The organism is Massilia sp. IC2-278 (assembly GCF_020708045.1).
In the GTDB taxonomy this organism is placed as follows: Bacteria; Pseudomonadota; Gammaproteobacteria; order Burkholderiales; family Burkholderiaceae_D; genus Telluria.
On record NZ_JAJFES010000004.1, the window covers coordinates 71,159 to 88,086 of the forward strand.

Consider the following 16,928-nt stretch of genomic DNA (forward strand, 5'->3'; position numbering starts at 1 on the left):
ATGCCTTGCGCCGGCCGGCAGGCTGCTGTATCGAATCTTCCAATTTTTATATGCCCAGCCTTTCAATCTTCCCTGCCGTGTCCCGTCCGGCCGGCTCTTCCTGCGACATCCCGGACCGCGCATGATTACCTTCCCCATGTTCTCCAGCGTCTGGCGCTATCGTGGATTCATCGGCGGTAGCATCAAGCGCGAATTCCAGATCAAGTACCGCAACTCGCTGCTGGGCGCGGCCTGGACCATCCTCAGCCCGCTGTCGATGATCCTCGTCTACACGATGATCTTTTCCCAGGTGATGGGCACCCGCCTTCCCGGCACTGCAGGCACGTTTGCCTACAGTATCTACCTGTGCGCCGGGGTGCTGACCTGGGGGCTGTTTGCCGAGATCACGACCCGCAGCCAGACCGTATTCATCGAAAACGCGAGCCTGATCAAGAAGCTGCAGTTCCCGCGCCTGTGCCTGCCGGTAATCGTGGTGTTGAACGCGGGCGTCAACTTCGCCATCATCTTCGGCCTGTTCACCGCTTTCCTGGCGCTGTCGTCGAACTTCCCCGGCTGGACCTATTTCGCCGTGTTCCCGGTACTGCTGGTGCAGATCGTGTTCTCCATCGGGCTCGGCATGATCCTCGGCGTGCTGAACGTCTTCTTCCGCGACGTCGGCCAGTTCTTCACCATCCTGCTGCAGTTCTGGTTCTGGTTCACCCCGGTCGTCTATCCGGTCGCCGCGCTGCCGGCCGAAGTGCGCGCCTGGCTGGCCTGGAACCCGATGGCCGGCGTAATCGGTGCCTACCAGGCGATCCTGGTCCATGGCCAGGCGCCGGACTGGGCCTCCCTGCTGCCGGCAACCATTGCCGGCCTGCTGTGCTGCGTAGTGGGCCTGCAGCTGTTCCGCAAACGTGCGGGTGAAATGGTGGACGAACTCTGATGGGCAGCATCCGCGTAAGCAAACTGGGCAAGGCCTACAAACAATACGATAACCGCTGGAGCCGGCTGGCCGAATGGGTGATTCCCGGCGCCGCGCCGCGCCACCGCCTGAAATGGGTGCTGCAGGACATCAGCTTCCAGCTCGCTCCGGGCGAGGCGGTCGGTATCATCGGCATGAACGGTGCCGGCAAGAGCACCTTGCTCAAGATGATTACCGGGACCTCGCAGCCGACCACCGGCAGCGTGGTCATGACCGGACGCGTCGCCGCGCTGCTCGAGCTCGGCATGGGCTTCCACCCCGACTTTACCGGGCGCCAGAACGCCTACATGGCCGGCCAGCTGATCGGCCTCGGGGTCGAGGAAATCACGGCCCTGATGCCGCAGATCGAAGCCTTTGCCGACATCGGCGACTACATCGACCAGCCGGTGCGCGTGTACTCGTCGGGCATGCAGATGCGGCTGGCCTTCAGCGTCGCCACCGCCAAGCGCCCGGACGTGCTGATCGTCGACGAAGCCCTGTCGGTCGGCGACGCCTACTTCCAGCACAAGAGCTTCGACCGTATCCGGGAATTCCAGAAACTGGGAACCACGCTGCTGATCGTCAGCCATGATCGCGCTGCAATCCAGTCGATCTGCGACCGTGCGATCCTGCTCGACCGCGGCGGGATCGCCAAGCAGGGTTCGCCCGAAGAAGTGATGGACTATTACAACGCCATCATTGCGGAGCACGAGCATTCGGGCGTCGAGCAGGTCACTACCGCGGAAGGCCGGGTCCAGACCAGTTCGGGCAGCGGCGAGGCCACGGTCACCGATATCATCCTCGAGGACGAGAACGGCGCGCCGGTCGAAGTGGTGAACGTCGGTGCCGCAGTGAGCTTGCGCATCCGCGTGCGCGTGAACGCGCCGCTGCCGCGCCTGGTGCTGGGCTACATGATCAAGGACCGGCTCGGCCAGCAGATGTTCGGGACGAACACCCACCACATGGCGGCACCGCTGGAGTCGGTCGGCGCCGGCGAGAACATCGAGTACCGCTTCCGCTTCCCGCTGAACCTGGGCCCCGGCAGCTATTCGATCACCACCGCGCTGACCAGCAGCGACACCCACCTGGCCGACAACTACGAATGGCGTGACCTGGCTTTCCTCTTCATCGTCATGAACATGAACCGCAAGACCTTCGTCGGCTCCAGCTGGCTCGAACCAACCGTTGAGATCGTCAGATGAGCAATTTTTACCGTGCTTTCGAGGACCGCCACCGCGGCTCCCGCGAGTTGATCAAGTCACGTCTGGCCGTCTATCACCCCTTCCTGGCGCCGCTGCCCGCAGTGGGCCGGCCCACCGCCATCGACCTCGGCTGTGGCCGCGGCGAATGGCTGGAGCTGCTCGGCGAGCTGGGCTTCGCGGCCCGCGGCATCGATCTCGACGAAGGCATGCTGGCGGCCTGCCGCGAGCGCGGCCTCGATGTGTCCACCGCGGACGCCCTGTCCTCGCTGCGCACGCTACCCGACGCCAGCGTGACGCTGGTGTCGGCCTTCCACCTGGTCGAACACATCCCGTTCGACGACGTGCAGGAACTCATCGCCCAGGCGCTGCGCGTCCTCCAGCCCGGCGGCCTCCTGATCCTGGAAACGCCGAACCCGGAAAACCTGGTGGTCGGCAGCACCAACTTCTATACCGACCCCTCGCACCTGCGCCCGGTACCGCCGCTGCTGCTCGACTTTGCCGTGGAATTCACCGGCTTCGCGCGCCACAAGGTGGTGCGCCTGCAGGAACCGGCGGCGCTGCTCGACGCCTCCGAAGTCGAACTGATCAATGTGCTCAACGGGGTCAGCCCCGACTACAGCGTCATCGGCCAGAAAGCCGCTGATGCCGCGGTCCTGGGCGCCTTCGATGCCGCGTTTGCCGCACCCTTCGGACTCGAACTGGGCGACCTGGCACAGCGCTACGAGGAGACCCTGCGGGCACGCGAAGCCGCCGCCGCCGCCGCGCTGGCGAAGCTGGAAGAACGCGTTGCCGCCGCCGAGCAGGGACCAGCGCAGCTGTTCCAGCGCGCGCTTGACACCATCGGCGAAGCCCAGGCCGCCACTCGTGTCTCCCACGAGGAACTGATGGCCAGTCACGAACGCGAGCGCGCCCAGCGCGAGCTGGCCCAGGGCCACGCCGCGGCCGCAGCCCGGCTCGATGCGCAACTGCAGCAGATGCATGATGCGAAAGTCGAGGCCGAGGCCCGTGCCGAACAGGCCCGCAACGCCGAGGCCGAGGCCAGGGACCGTGCCGAACAGGCCCGCACCGCCGAGGCCAATGCCGAGGCCCGCGCCGAACAGGCCCGCACCGCCGAGGCCGAGGCCGAGGCGCGCGCCGAACAGGCGCGCTTGGCCAAAGCCGAGGCCGAGGTGCGCGCAGCCCAGGCCGAGGCGCTTGCCGACCGGGTGGCCGAGGAAATGCGCGCCGCCCGCTCCGAGGCCGAAGCGCGCGCCGTGCAGGCCGACGCCCAGTCGCGCTTCGAGCAGGCGCAGGCGGCCCATGCCGACGCCGAAGCCCAGCTGCAGCAGATGCGGCACCAGCTCGAGGCGATGACCAGTCGCGCGAGCGCGGCCGAGCAGACTGTGATGGCGCTCTACGCCAGCACCTCGTGGCGCATTTCGGCGCCGCTGCGCGGCATCAAGCGCCTCGGGCGCGGGCTGCCGCAAACGCCGCAATCCCTGCGCGGAAAAAGCAAGGGCATCGCCAGGAAACTGCTCCAGTGGAGCATCCGCAAGGTCCTGAAGCATCGCCGCCTGACCGAATTCGCGCTTGGCATGCTGGCGCGCCATCCTGCCCTGAAGGCGCGCCTGCGCCGCGTGGCGACGGCGCAGTCGTTCGCTCCTGTGCCCGAAGCATCCCCCATCCCTATCGTTACGTCCGCTACGCCGATGATCGACCCGAACCAGCCCCACCTCACCGTGCGCGCCGCGCGCCTGCTGTCCGACATGCAGAAAGCGTCTTCCGAGAGGGGCCGTTGATGCGCATCGCAATCGACATGCAGGGCGCGCAGGCCAGCAATGCCCAGCGCGGAATCGGCCGCTATACGCTCTCCCTGACACTGGCGCTGGCGCGCGCACGCGGCGAACACGAACTGATCCTGGTGCTCAACGGCGCCCTGCCGGAAACGATCGAACCGATCCGCGCCGCCTTCGACGGCCTGCTGCCGGCGGATGCGATCCGCGTCTGGGACTGCCCCGGCCCGGTCGCCGCCGCCGATCCGGGCAACGACTGGCGCCGTCGCGGCGCCGAACTGCTGCGTGAAGCCTTCATCGCCAGCCTCGAGCCGGACGTCGTGCTGGTCTCGAGCCTGTTCGAGGGCTTGGGCGACAACGCCGTCACCAGCGTCGGCACGCTCGGCGCCGTGCCGACGGCGGTGGTGCTCTACGACCTGATTCCGCTGATCCGGCGCCAGCCCTACCTCGAGAATCCGGTGGTCGAAAACTGGTACGAGAACAAGATCGGCCACTTGCGCCGCGCCGCGCTGCTGCTGGCCATTTCCGACTCCTCACGGCGCGAAGGCATCGAGCACCTGGGCTTCCCGCCGGAGGCATGCGTGTCGATCTCGACCGCCGCCGATGACCACTTCAAGCCCGAAACCATTGGCCCGGAGCGCGCCGCCGTCCTGCGCGAACGCTACGGCATCACGGGTCCGTTCGTGATGTACACCGGCGGCATCGACCACCGCAAGAATATCGAAGGCCTGATCCGCGCTTTCGCGTTGCTGCCCGACCACCTGCGCGCCAGCCACCAGTTGGCGATCGTCTGCTCGGCGCAGCCCGACGCCCGCAGCGCCCTGACCAGGCTGGCGCGCCAGCAGGGCCTGGCGCCCGACCGCCTGGTCCTGACCGGCTACGTGCCGGAAGACGATCTGCTGGCGCTCTACAACCTGTGCGACCTGTTCGTATTCCCGTCCCACCATGAGGGCTTCGGCCTGCCGGCACTGGAGGCCATGTCGTGCGGCCGCGCCGTGATCGCCTCCGGCACCTCGAGCCTGCCGGAAGTAATCGGCCGCCTCGACGCGCTGTTCGATCCGTCCAGCGACGCCGCGATTGCCGCCAAAATCGAGCAGGTGCTGGGCGACCCGGACCTACGCGCCGACCTCGAACGCCATGGCCTGGAGCAAGCCCGGCGCTTCTCGTGGGACGCCAGCGCCCAGCGTGCGTTGCGCGCGCTGGAAGCCTGGCACGCCGCGCAGCCGCAGCCGCAGGCGCCGGCGGCGCCGGCACGCCGCCCGCGCATGGCCTATGTGTCGCCGCTGCCGCCTGCGCGCAGCGGCATCAGCGACTACAGCGCCGAATTGCTGCCACAGCTGGCGCGCCATTACGACATCGACGTCGTGCTCGCGCAGGAAGGCGTGGCCACGCCATGGGTACGCGCCAACTGCGGCGTGCGCAGCATCGAGTGGTTCCGCCGGCATGCGCGTGACTACGAGCGCGTGGTCTACCACTTCGGCAATTCCGAGTTCCACCAGCACATGTTCGGCCTGCTGGCCGAAGTACCGGGGGTCGTGGTGCTGCACGACTTCTTCCTGTCCGGCGTCGCCGCGCATATGGAAGTCACCGGCTACCAGCCCGGCTACTGGGCCCGCGTCCTGTACGAGGGCCACGGCTACGCGGCGCTGGCGCACCGCTTCCATGCCGCCGACACCGCCGACGTGGTATGGGGCTACCCCTGCAACGCCGGCGTGCTGCGCAACGCACTCGGCATGATCGTCCATTCGGAGAATTCGCGGCGCCTGGCCCGCCAGTGGTACGGTCCCGATGCAGCCCGCGGCTGGGCAGTGGTGCCGCACCTGCGGGTGCCCGAGCCGGCTGCCGACCGTGCCGGCGCGCGCCGCACGCTCGGCCTGCGCGACGACGACTTCGTGGTCTGCAGCTTCGGCCTGCTGGGGCCGAGCAAGCTCAACGACCGCCTGCTGTCGTCCTGGCTGGCCTCGCCCCTCGCGCAGGACAAGCGCTGCGTGCTGGTGTTCGTCGGCGAGAACCAGGCCGGCGCCTTCGGGCAGGACCTGGTGGCCGCGATCCGCCGCAGCGGACTGGAAAAACGCATCCGCATCACCGGTTGGGCCGATACCGCCACCTTCCGCCAGTACCTGGCGGCTGCCGACGCCGGCGTCCAGCTGCGCACGCGTTCGCGCGGCGAGACCTCCGGCACGGTGCTCGACTGCATGAACTATGCGCTGCCGACGATCGTCAACGCCAACGGCAGCATGGCCGACCTGCGCGACGACGGCGTCTGGAAGCTTGCCGACGACTTTTCCGACAGCGACCTGGCCACGGCGCTGGAAACCCTGTGGCGCGATCCGCAGCGCCGCCGCGCACTGGGCGACCAGGCACGCCGCATCATCCTTGACGACCACGCGCCGTTCGTGTGCGCTGACCTGTACAGGCAGGCAATTGAAACGGCCTACCGCAAGGCCGCCAGCGGCCTGCCTGCGCTGTCGGCCGCCGTCGGGCGCCTCGACGGCGCGCCGCAGCAGGACCAGCCCTGGGCCGACCTGGCCGAGGCCTGTGCGCTGTCGGTGCCCGCACCGTTGCCGCGCCGCCAGCTGCTGCTCGACATCTCCGAGCTGGTCCAGCGCGACGCCCGCAGCGGCATCCAGCGCGTCGTGCGCAGCGTGCTGCGCGAACTGCTCGACCATCCGCCGCCCGGCTACATGGTGGAACCGGTATATGCGACGCCCGACCAGGGCTACCGCTACGCGCGCAAGTACACGCTGCGCCTGCTCGACTGCCCCGATTCGCTGTACCCCGACGAGCCGGTCGAGTACCACGGCGGCGACATGTTCCTCGGCCTCGACCTGCAGCCGCACGTGGTGGCGGCGCAACAGGCCTTCTACCGCCACCTGCGCCGCATCGGCGTGGCCGTGCACTTCGTGGTCTACGACCTGCTGCCGGTGACCCTGCCGCAGGCGTTTTCGCCCGGCGCCGCGGACCACCACAACGAATGGCTGCGCGTGGTCACCGAAGGCGACGGCGCCGTCTGCATTTCGGAAGCCGTGGCCGACGAGCTGCGCCAGTGGCTGGTCACGCACGGCAAGCCGCGCGCGCGGCCGTTCCGGATCGCCTCCTTCCACCTTGGCGCCGACATCGTTTCCTCGGCGCCGTCCACCGGCATGCCGCCCGACGGCGCCGCGGTGCTGGCCCAGCTGGGGCAGCGCCCGACTTTCCTGATGGTCGGCACCCTGGAGCCGCGCAAGGGCCATGCCCAGGCGCTGGCGGCCTTCGAGCAATTGTGGGACGGCGGCGCCGATGCGAACCTGGTCATCGTCGGCAAGCAGGGCTGGATGGTCGAGGCGCTGGTGGAACGCATGACCCGCCACCCGGAGCTGAACCGGCGCCTGTTCTGGCTGGACGGGATCAGCGACGAGTTCCTGGAACGGGTGTATGCGGCCAGCGCCTGCCTGATCGCGGCCAGCTACGGCGAAGGCTTCGGCCTGCCGCTGATCGAAGCGGCCCAGCACCAGCTGCCGATCGTGGCGCGCGACATTCCGGTGTTCCGCGAGGTGGCGGGAAGCCATGCGCATTACTTCGAGGGGGAGCAGCCGGCCGCACTGGCGGCCAGCCTGGAGGAATGGCTGGCACTGCACGCAGCCGGCAAGGCCGTGCGTTCGGATGCGATGCCATGGCTGAGCTGGCGCGAAAGCACGCGCCAGCTGATGGCGGCATTGGACCTGCCCTTGCCGGGCCAGCCGGGCGCCTGAACGGCGCTTGCTGCCGGCGGCTTGCGCCGCCGGCAGCGTTCATTGCGACGCTGCCGGCGCGCCGCTCACGCGACAGGCCAGAGCGCCCAGCCGCATACTCCCAGCCAGGCGAGGACGGTCGCCACCAGTTGCCAGTCGGCGAACATGACGTCGGTCGGCGATTCGCCGCCGTCGAGCTGTTCGACGACATACCAGTAGCGGAACAGACCGAACAGTACCAGCGGCACCGTCATTACCATTTCCGGCTTGCTCGACATGACGAACAGGCTGTAGAACACCAGCGCCCCGGTCGCCGACATCTCGGCGTAGCGGTCGACGAGTCCCACCGAATACTTCTGGAGCACGGCGCGCCCCTCGTCGCCGCTGTGGCTGAGCTCCTGGCGGCGCTTGACGGCCGCCAGGTACAGCGCCAGGCACAGGGTGGTGACGAACATCCACGACGACACCGGCACGTTCAGCGCAGTCGCCCCCGCATATACGCGCAGTACGAAGCCGATCGCGATGGTGAAGATATCGACCACCGGCTCGTGCTTGAGCACGAAGGTATAGGCCAGGTTCAGGGCCAGGTAGCCGACGATCACCAGCATCGTGGCCGGCATGACGAACCAGCCCCAGACCAGCGCACCATAGAGGAGCGCGAGCATCAGGCCTGCCGCCCCCATCGAGACCGTGCCGGCCGCCAGCGGCCGCGAGCGCGACTTGGTCGGATGGCGGCGGTCGCGCTCGACGTCGTGCATGTCGTTGACGATGTAGGTCGCCGACGAGGCGATGCAGAACAGCAGCACCGCGGTCAGCGCGCGGCTTACCGATTCGGCACGCATGAATTCGCTGGTGAAGATCAGCGGCGCCAGGACGAAGGCATTCTTGATCCATTGCCGGGGCCGGATCAACTTGACCAGTCCCAGCAGTTGGCCGGAAAGGGTACGGGGAGGGACAGGATCACGCATGTTCTGGAAAAACCTTTTTGTGCGAACGAATAAATAGATAGGCTGGAATGCAGACAGGCCGCAAGCGCCGCGCGCCTCAGTGCGGCAGCAGCGCCGCGAGCGCGTGCACGCCGGCGGCCACCGCGATGCCGACCACGACGCCGGCCAGGATCTCGGTGCGCGTATGGCCCATGCGCTCGCGCAGCGGCTGGTAGCCGGGAAGCTGCGCGGCCAGGCGGTTGATGGCGGCGGCATGGCGGCCGACTTGGCGGCGCAGGCTGTTTGCGTCGAGCATGACGATGAAGGCAAGCGTCAGCGCCACCCCGAATGCCGGGTGGCCGATGCCTTCCTTGATGGCGATCAGCGCCGCCATGCTGCTGACGATGGCGCTGTGGTTGCTCGGCAGGCCGCCGTAGCCGATCAGGCCGAACGCCGGCTTGCCGGCCTTGACGCTGTTCACCACGAATTTCAGGACGCCTGCCACCAGCCAGGCCGCGAACGGCGTCACCGCATACGAGATATCGCTCGGATCGAAGCTGATGATCATCCGCGCGCTCCCACCGGACGGCCCGCCAGCGCCGCCGCTTCGTCGAACACGGCGGCGAACTTGTCGAGCGTGGCGTCGAAGGCGTACAGGGCGCGCGCCTTGGCCGCGCCGGTCTCCACGTCCGGCAGCTGGCGCGCCAGGCGTTCGAGCGCCGCGGTGACCGAGGCGCTCGAACGCGGCTGCACGATCTCGCCCATCCCGGTGGCCAGCACCGGCTGGCGCACGCCCGGCAGGTCGCTGGCAATCACGGGGATGCCGCGCATCATGGCCTCGACCTGGACGATGCCGAATGCCTCGAACGGGTTCACCGACGGCAGCGCGAAGACGTCGAGCGAGGCATAGAAGTCGTCGAGTGCTTCGTCGGGCAGGAAGCCGAGCAGCTTGATCCGGGTGTCGCCCTGCATGCGTGCGCGTACGCGCTCGATGACCGAGCCGCCCGCCACCATGCTGAAGTCGCCGGCGATGAGCAGGCGCGCATCCGGGTCGGCCAGCGCACGGAAGCCTTCGACCAGGTATTCGACGCCCTTTTCCTCGACGATGCGGCCCAGGAATCCGACGTGCAGACCGGGGCCGTCGCGGTAGGCCGGGGCGCCGCCGGTGCGCACGTGGCAGGTGCCCGGCACGACCTTGCGGCGCAGCGACAGCGCGGCGCGCATGCGCGAATGGTCGGCATAGTCGTCCGACGTGACGGTGACGAAGGCCGAGCGCCGCGCCGCCGCGCCGGTGGAAACGTCGAGCACCTTGTTCTGGATGCGTCCGAGCAGGGTCGGCGGCAGGCTGACGTCGCACTGGTAGGTCATCACCACCGGCGCCAGGCTGGCGGCCGCGACCAGGCCGGCCTCGAGCATCGGCGCGTGGATGTTCACCACCCTCGCGTTGGCCGATTCGCGGCGGATGGTCGAGACGAAGGAAGGACTGATGACGCCCTTGCCGAAGCGTGCCGCCACCGGCGTGCGCACCACGCGCACGCCGGCCAGCATCTCTTCGCGCGGCAGCGCCGGGTCGTGCTGGGACGCGACCACGGTCACGCGCCAGCCGCGCGCCGCCAGGCCTTCGGCCACGTCGCGCGCGACATTCGTGAGGCCGCTGACATAAGGCCGGTAGTAATTCAGGGCAATGACTACGTCGTTCATGGATCGGTTTCCGTAATAGTTCTCAGTTGCGCGCGACCAGGACGACGCCGAAGATGATGACGAAGATCCCGACCCAGCGCATCAGCGGCACGTGTTCGTTCAGGACGAACACCGCCAGCAGCGCCGACAGTACATAGGTCAGCGACAGCGCCGGCTGCAGCACGGTCAGCGGCATCGTGCGCAGCAGCCAGATCCAGATCGCGGCCGGGATCGCATACATGACCACGCCCGCCACGATCAGGGGGTTGAGCATGACTTGCCAGACGAGGCCGGGGATGCCGCCTTCCCATTGTTGCGGCAGCTTGCCGGCGCCCCACTTCATGCAGAGCGAACCAAGGGAACCGACGCCAACGCCGAGTGCGACCAATAACCAGTTTTGCAGGGGATACATAGGTGACTTCTTCAGTTGATTGAGGGGCGGCACCGGCTTACGGCCGGGCGCACGGTTCGACGCCGATCTTTTCGAGGCCGTAGCTGAGCACGCGGTCATCGCTGGCGCCGACGCTGGCCGGCGACAGTCCGCCCGCGGCCGAGCGCAGCTCGACATGCGAGGCCCCCGCCGGAATGGTAAAGCTGATCTCGCCCTGGCCATTGTTCAGCGGGAAACGTGCCGATACGTCGCCTGCGCTGACGATCAGGGCGTCCTCGCCCTTGATCGGCTCGAAGCGGCGGCCGACGTGGATCTTCAGCGTACGCGCGCAATCGCCGCGCAGCTCGATGCGGGCGCTCGCGGCCATCCAGCGGCCCCAGTCCTCGTGGCCGTGGAATCCTTCGCCGAGCCTGAAAGGAATGCGGTCGGCCGGGACGATCTCGAAAGCGGCATTGTGCCAAATGGCGACGTTCGACAGTGCGCCTTCGCCGCTGCGCGCCTTGAGGACATGCGTGACCGTCTCACGGCGGGCGTCGTAGTCGGCCTCGAGCCGGTAGATGTAGCCGCCATTGTGCAGTTCCGGCGGGAATACCAGCGGCACGTCGCGCAGGACATAGGCGACCCAGCGGCTGAACAGGAAGGAATGCTTGCCGAGTTCAGGCCCGACCAGCAGCACGGCCCCGGGCGGCAAGGCGGCGCGGGCGGCGCCGAGCTCGCGCAGTTCGGCCGAGAAATGGGCCTGCGCGCCATGCTGCCGGAACTCGCGCCAACGCTCGAACGAGATCGTCCCGAGCACCAGCAGGGCCAGCGCGATGCATACGCCATGTGCGCCGTGGCGCAGGACGGCGCGCCCGGACGGCCCCGCGCCCGGGGAGGCGCGCATGGCGAGCGCGCGCAGCGCCGGCGCCGCGCTGCCGGCGGCCGCGCCCAGCAGCGTGGCCACGGGCAGCGCCATGAATTCGATCGCCTTCATGCCGCCGTAGCCGTAGTGACTGCGCCAAAACATGGCGAATACCGGCAGGCAGGCCAGCGCCAGCGCGCCGGTGCCGAGCCAGACGCGGCGCGGCGCGAACAGCAGCGCGGCGGCCAGCACGATGCCGCCCAACAGCACGCCCGAGCCGCCCAGGCGCAGGGCCATGACCTTGGTGTCGAAAGCCAGCAGCGTCAGCAGCAGGTTGGCCGGCGTCATGTCCGCGAACAGGGTGGGAAAGATGACGTTCGGCCCCTGCGCCGCCGAGGCGCCGGTGGCGAGTACCTTGATGGTCGCCAGCGCGGCGAACGGGGCGGCGAAGGCCGCCACCACTGCGCACAGCACCAGGATGTGGATACTGCTCAGCGAGAGCGCACGCTTGCGCACGGCAACCTGCAGGTACAAAAGCACCGAGGCCGGGCCGGCGATCGCCAGCAGTTCCGGATAGGTTGCCAACAGCGCGCCAAGGAAGATGCCCGCGGCGAGCATGTTGCCGCGTCCGCCCCCGTCCGCCAGTGCCTGCTGGACGTTCCAGTAATAACCGGCCAGGAACACAAGTCCCCACATCGTGGCGAAGTTCTCATTCCCGTAGATGAACAGGGCGACCGGCGACAGCGCGACAGCCAGCAAGGCCAGTGCGAGAAATTTCCAGTCGTTCCGGGCTTCCTGCAAGAAGCCCTGGCTGGCGGCAAAACCGAACAGCACGGCGCCCAATGCGAACAGGACCGGGTAAACCTGCTCGAGCGGCATGCCGCTGATTCCGGAAAACAGGACTAGCAGCGATTCGGCGCCGATGCGTGGCAACAGGCCCAGATTCACTCCGGCAGCCGCGCTCAGGGGATAGGCGGGATCGCTCGGAAAGGCGGCCGCCAGGCTGTGCGTGCGCAGCCAGTCGGCGGTGAAGATGTACCACAGCTCATCGGCATTCCCTGTGCCTTCCATCGGCACCAGGGCAGCCATGCTGGCTTGGCCCGACAGACGCCAGCACAGCATGCCGACGGCGAACAGCAGCATGCATGCGGTCGTCTTGCGGTCGGAATCGGCAAGCCCTCCCCTGGTCCAGCCCCACAGGGCGAGCGCGCCAAGCAAGGCAAGGATCATCCACGCCGACGAAATGCCGGGAAAAACGCGCAGAAGCAGGTTCATCAAGCACACCAGTACAGCAGCGCCGAGCATCAAGCGGGCTGGCACGGCCAGGAAGCTGCCGTCGGTATACAAATGGGGAGCAAATACCCGTGTTGCGTTGACCAGCAAATACGCGACGGCAACTAGCGCTAGACCTAACTCCACTTCGTCTCCAAATCTTGCTGAATAAGCAGTACAAAGAACGCAATTATACTATGCAGCCCATCCGTATTCACACTCTGGCGATCGGCCCGGCAAGGATGTAATTGCCCGTTCGGCCGCGCCCTGCACACCGTTTGCGTCCTTGCGTGAAGCTGCGCACAGTCTGCCGATCCGTTCCCGCGTTAGGCTGAAACAAGCCGGCAATTCCTGCGCGGCGCCTGTATATTCCGAGAAAGACCACCATGGCAACCGGCTCCGACCGCGAAGACGACGACAGCAAAGACCTCGACGCGCAGGGCGGCGGCCAGAGCGTGGGCGTGCCCGCCGACGGCCAGCTCGAGGGCTCGGCGTTCAATCCGCTCGGCAACCCGGGCATGAAGCACTGGCAGGCCAGCTACATCGACCGCGAAGGCATCGAGGACCGCGGCAACATCTTCTTTGCCGCCGTCGAGATGACGCGCATGCCGATGGTCGTCACCGACCCGCGCCAGCACGACAACCCGATCGTGTTCGTCAACCGCGCCTTCCTCGACCTCACCCTGTACGAGGAAGCCGAGGCCGTCGGCCGCAACTGCCGCTTCCTGCAGGGCCCGCGGACCGACCCGGCCACCGTCGCCGAGATCCGCAACGCGATTGCCGACCAGCGCGCGGTGGCGCTCGACATCCTGAACTACAAGGCCGACGGCACGCCGTTCTGGAATGCCCTCTACCTGGGGCCGATCTTCGACCACGAAGGCCAGCTGCTCTACTTCTTCGCCTCGCAGATGGACGTGACCGAGCGCCGCGCCACCGAGCAGTCCTCGCTGCAGGCGCAGAAGATGGAAGCTATCGGCCAACTGACGGCCGGCATGGCGCACGACTTCAACAACCTGCTGCAGGTCATCAACGGCAACCTGGAACTGGCGCTGCTGGCGCTTGGCTCCGGCAACAGCACGGCCGGCGAATCGATCCGCCGCGCCCAGCGCTCGGCCATGAAGGCCGGCAAGCTAACCCAGCAACTGCTCACCTTTGCGCGCAAGCAGCGCCTCGAGCCGCGCCGGATCAACCTGAATGCCTTGCTGGTGGAATTCTCGGAACTGCTGGTGCGCACCCTCGGCGACAAGGTCGAGCTGCACCTGGACCTGAAGCCCGGCTTGCCCGCCTGCACCCTCGATCCGACCCACCTGGAAATGGCGCTGCTGAACGTCCTGATCAACGCGCGCGACGCCATGCCGGACGGTGGCGAGGTGAAGGTTGCCACGGCGCTGACGCCCGGCAACCAGGTGGTGATCTGCGTGGCCGACCAGGGCGAAGGCATGACGCCCGAAGTCATGCGGCGCGCAACCGAACCTTTCTTCACCACCAAGGGACCGGGCACCGGGCTCGGGCTGGCGATGGTGCACGGCTTCGTCCAGCAGTCGCGCGGACGGCTGGACATCGACAGCACGCCCGGCCAGGGCACCACGGTGCGCATGATCTTCCCGCTTGCCGACGGCGAGGTGGCGGCAGGCGGCCCTGCACCGGATGCGGCCGAGGAAGACGATCCGGCGGCGGTGGCGGAAGACGAGACCAGGCCGCGCATCCTCGTGGTCGAAGACAACGAGGACGTGCGCGAACTGGCGGAAAGCATGCTCGGCGCGGCCGGCTATGCGGTGGTGTCGGCGGCCAGCGGCGAGCGCGCGCTGGAACTGCTGGAAGACGAACAGAACTTCGACCTGCTGTTCACCGATGTGATCATGCCGGGCGGCATGAACGGCTTGCAGCTGGCCGAGCAGGTACGCGCGCGCCAGCCGGAAACGCCGATCCTGATCACCACCGGCTACATGGACGAGCTGCCCTCGCCCAACCCGCGCGCCCAACCGCTCGACGTGCTCAGCAAGCCTTACCGGCAGGAAGAACTGCTGTCGCGCGTGCGCGCCATCCTGCCGGCACGCACTGCCCTGTAACTCGGCGCGCAGCGTACAATACTCGGGCTCGTACTCGGGCTCGTACACGTGCCAGGCAGCGCGCCGCCTTCGCGTTGCCCTCCTGGCCGCGTGCCCTTCAATCGCCGGACGCGGCGCAAGCCCGGCATCCGGTGCTACCAGGACATTATTCGCATGATTCTAGTAACAGGGGGAGCAGGCTTCATCGGCTCCAATTTCGTTCTCGGGTGGCTGGCACACAGCGACGAGCCGGTCGTGAACCTCGACAAGCTGACCTATGCCGGCAACCTGGCCAACCTGGCCTCGCTCGCCAACGACCCGCGCCACCTGTTCGTCCACGGCGATATCGGCGACAGGGAACTGGTGGCGGGCCTGCTGGCACGCCACCAGCCGCGCGCCATCCTCAACTTTGCCGCCGAAACCCATGTCGACCGCGCCATTGCAGGCGCCGGCAATTTCATCGCGACCAACATCGACGCCACCTTCGCGCTGCTCGAGACCGTGCGCGCCTGGTGGCAGGCGCAAGACGACGCGGCGCGCGAACGCTTCCGCTTCCTGCATGTCTCGACCGACGAGGTGTATGGCACCCTGCAACCGGGCGAAGCGGCGTTCAGCGAAACCACGCCCTACGCGCCGAACAATCCGTATGCCGCCTCGAAAGCCGCATCCGACCACCTGGTACGCGCCTGGCACCGCACCTACGGCTTGCCGACCCTGACAACCAATTGTTCGAATAATTACGGGCCGTATCAATTTCCCGAGAAGCTGATTCCGCACATGATCGCGCAGGCACGCGCCGGCAAGCCCCTGCCCGTGTACGGCGACGGCCAGCAGGTGCGCGACTGGCTCTACGTTACCGACCATTGCGCGGCGCTGCGCCGCGTGCTCGAGGCCGGGCGTCCCGGCGAGACCTACAATATCGGCGGCAGCGACGAGATGGCGAACCTCGACGTGGTGCGGATCGTGTGCGGCATCCTGGATGAACTGGCGCCCGCGGCGCAAGGCAGCCATGCCGCCCGGATCGAGCACGTCACGGACCGCCTGGGGCACGACCGCCGCTATGCCATCGACGCCGGCAAGATAGCACGCGAACTGGACTGGCAGCCGGCCGAGAGCTTCGCCAGCGGCATCCGCAAGACCGTCGAGTGGTACCTGGCGCACGAGGACTGGCTCGATGCGCTGCAGGCCAGCCACGCCAACCAGGCGGGCCGCCCATGAGCACCGCCCCGGCGCGCAAGGGCATCATCCTGGCGGGCGGCGCCGGCACGCGCTTGTACCCGCTCACGACCAGTGTGTCGAAGCAGTTGCTGCCGGTGTACGACAAGCCGATGATCTATTACCCGCTCAGCACGCTGATGCTGGCAGGCCTGCGCCAGATCCTGATCATCTCCACGCCCGAGGATGTGCCGCGCTTCCAGGCGCTGCTCGGCGACGGCAGCCAGTGGGGACTCGAACTCGGCTACGTCGCCCAGCCCTCGCCCGACGGCCTGGCCCAGGCCTTTATCCTGGGCCGCGATTTCCTGGGAGACGCAGCGTCGGCGCTGATCCTCGGCGATAACATCCACTACGGCAACGACGTAGTCTTCAGGCTGCAGGCGGCCTGCGCGCGCGACAGCGGCGCCACCGTGTTCGCCTACCACGTCACCGATCCGGAGCGCTATGGCGTCGTCGAATTCGACGCGGAGCGCCGCCCGCTGAGCCTGGAAGAAAAGCCGCTGCGGCCGAAATCGCCCTACGCCGTCACCGGCCTGTATTTCTACGACAACCAGGTCTGCGACATCGCGGCCAGCCTGAAACCCTCGCGGCGCGGCGAACTCGAAATCACCGACGTCAACAGCCATTACCTCGCGCGCGGCGCACTGAACGTCGAGATCCTGGGGCGCGGCACCGCCTGGCTCGACACCGGCACCCACGATTCGCTGCTCGACGCCAGCCAGTTCATCGCGGCGATCCAGAAGCGCCAGGGGCTGAAGGTTGCGTGCCCCGAGGAGATTGCCTGGCGCATGGGCTACATCGACAGCGCCCAGTTGCTGCGCCTGGCGCAGCCGCTGGCGCGCAGCGGGTATGGAGAATACCTGCTGCGGCTGGTGCACGACGGGGAATAAGACCGGCAGCGCTGCGCCGCCGGCCGGGATGGCTCAGGTCT

General features: G+C 67.7%; 12 protein-coding genes. 7 read left to right on the top strand and 5 right to left on the bottom strand.

All coding sequences use genetic code 11. The features are described from left to right. Nucleotides 1–121 precede the first annotated feature (121 nt). The 4 genes from LK540_RS10250 to LK540_RS10265 are packed head-to-tail and all read left to right on the top strand — an operon-like array spanning nucleotide 122 to nucleotide 7,645. Nucleotides 122–922, top strand: coding sequence for an ABC transporter permease (locus tag LK540_RS10250; protein WP_307729167.1), 801 nt, complete (start codon nucleotides 122–124; stop codon nucleotides 920–922). Further along, nucleotides 922–2,142, top strand: a complete 1,221-nt coding sequence (locus LK540_RS10255) for an ABC transporter ATP-binding protein (protein ID WP_229437201.1) — start codon at nucleotides 922–924, stop codon at nucleotides 2,140–2,142. The genes LK540_RS10250 and LK540_RS10255 overlap by 1 nt, the downstream gene beginning before the upstream one ends. Further along, entirely contained in the window at nucleotides 2,139–3,920 is a 1,782-nt protein-coding gene (locus tag LK540_RS10260; RefSeq protein ID WP_229437202.1) for a bifunctional 2-polyprenyl-6-hydroxyphenol methylase/3-demethylubiquinol 3-O-methyltransferase UbiG, read from the top strand. Before LK540_RS10255 ends, LK540_RS10260 begins: the two co-directional genes overlap by 4 nt. After that, nucleotides 3,920–7,645 (top strand): glycosyltransferase, encoded by a 3,726-nt coding sequence (locus LK540_RS10265; protein ID WP_229437203.1) that lies wholly within the window; start codon nucleotides 3,920–3,922, stop codon nucleotides 7,643–7,645. Before LK540_RS10260 ends, LK540_RS10265 begins: the two co-directional genes overlap by 1 nt. A 65-nt stretch (nucleotides 7,646–7,710) precedes the next feature. On the opposite strand, the gene LK540_RS10270 is transcribed toward LK540_RS10265, so the two are convergent. The 5 genes from LK540_RS10270 to LK540_RS10290 all read right to left on the bottom strand — a co-directional run bounded on the left by LK540_RS10270 (nucleotide 7,711) and on the right by LK540_RS10290 (nucleotide 12,737). After that, complete coding sequence (locus tag LK540_RS10270) at nucleotides 7,711–8,592, bottom strand: decaprenyl-phosphate phosphoribosyltransferase (protein ID WP_229437204.1); 882 nt, start codon at nucleotides 8,590–8,592, stop codon at nucleotides 7,711–7,713. Nucleotides 8,593–8,668: 76 nt separating this feature from the next. Further along, nucleotides 8,669–9,118, bottom strand: coding sequence for a divergent PAP2 family protein (locus tag LK540_RS10275; protein ID WP_229437205.1), 450 nt, complete (start codon nucleotides 9,116–9,118; stop codon nucleotides 8,669–8,671). Next, on the bottom strand, nucleotides 9,115–10,251 hold the full coding sequence (locus LK540_RS10280) for a glycosyltransferase family 4 protein (protein ID WP_229437206.1): 1,137 nt from the start codon (nucleotides 10,249–10,251) through the stop codon (nucleotides 9,115–9,117). Before LK540_RS10280 ends, LK540_RS10275 begins: the two co-directional genes overlap by 4 nt. Nucleotides 10,252–10,273: 22 nt before the next feature. Next, on the bottom strand, nucleotides 10,274–10,642 hold the full coding sequence (locus tag LK540_RS10285) for an EamA family transporter (RefSeq protein WP_229437207.1): 369 nt from the start codon (nucleotides 10,640–10,642) through the stop codon (nucleotides 10,274–10,276). Nucleotides 10,643–10,679: 37 nt separating this feature from the next. Beyond that, nucleotides 10,680–12,737, bottom strand: coding sequence for a hypothetical protein (locus tag LK540_RS10290; RefSeq protein WP_229437208.1), 2,058 nt, complete (start codon nucleotides 12,735–12,737; stop codon nucleotides 10,680–10,682). Nucleotides 12,738–13,120: 383 nt separating this feature from the next. Here LK540_RS10290 and LK540_RS10295 point away from each other — a divergent pair, with 383 nt between their 5' ends. The 3 genes from LK540_RS10295 (at nucleotide 13,121) to rfbA (ending at nucleotide 16,887) form a co-directional block, all read left to right on the top strand. Then, the gene (locus LK540_RS10295; protein ID WP_229437209.1) at nucleotides 13,121–14,803 is read left to right on the top strand and encodes an ATP-binding protein; all 1,683 of its coding nucleotides are present in this window, start codon (nucleotides 13,121–13,123) and stop codon (nucleotides 14,801–14,803) included. Between the two features lie 153 nt (nucleotides 14,804–14,956). Further along, nucleotides 14,957–16,000 (top strand): dTDP-glucose 4,6-dehydratase, encoded by a 1,044-nt coding sequence (rfbB, locus tag LK540_RS10300; protein ID WP_229437210.1) that lies wholly within the window; start codon nucleotides 14,957–14,959, stop codon nucleotides 15,998–16,000. Continuing rightward, nucleotides 15,997–16,887, top strand: coding sequence for a glucose-1-phosphate thymidylyltransferase RfbA (gene rfbA / locus LK540_RS10305; protein ID WP_229437211.1), 891 nt, complete (start codon nucleotides 15,997–15,999; stop codon nucleotides 16,885–16,887). The genes rfbB and rfbA overlap by 4 nt, the downstream gene beginning before the upstream one ends. Nucleotides 16,888–16,928 lie beyond the last annotated feature (41 nt).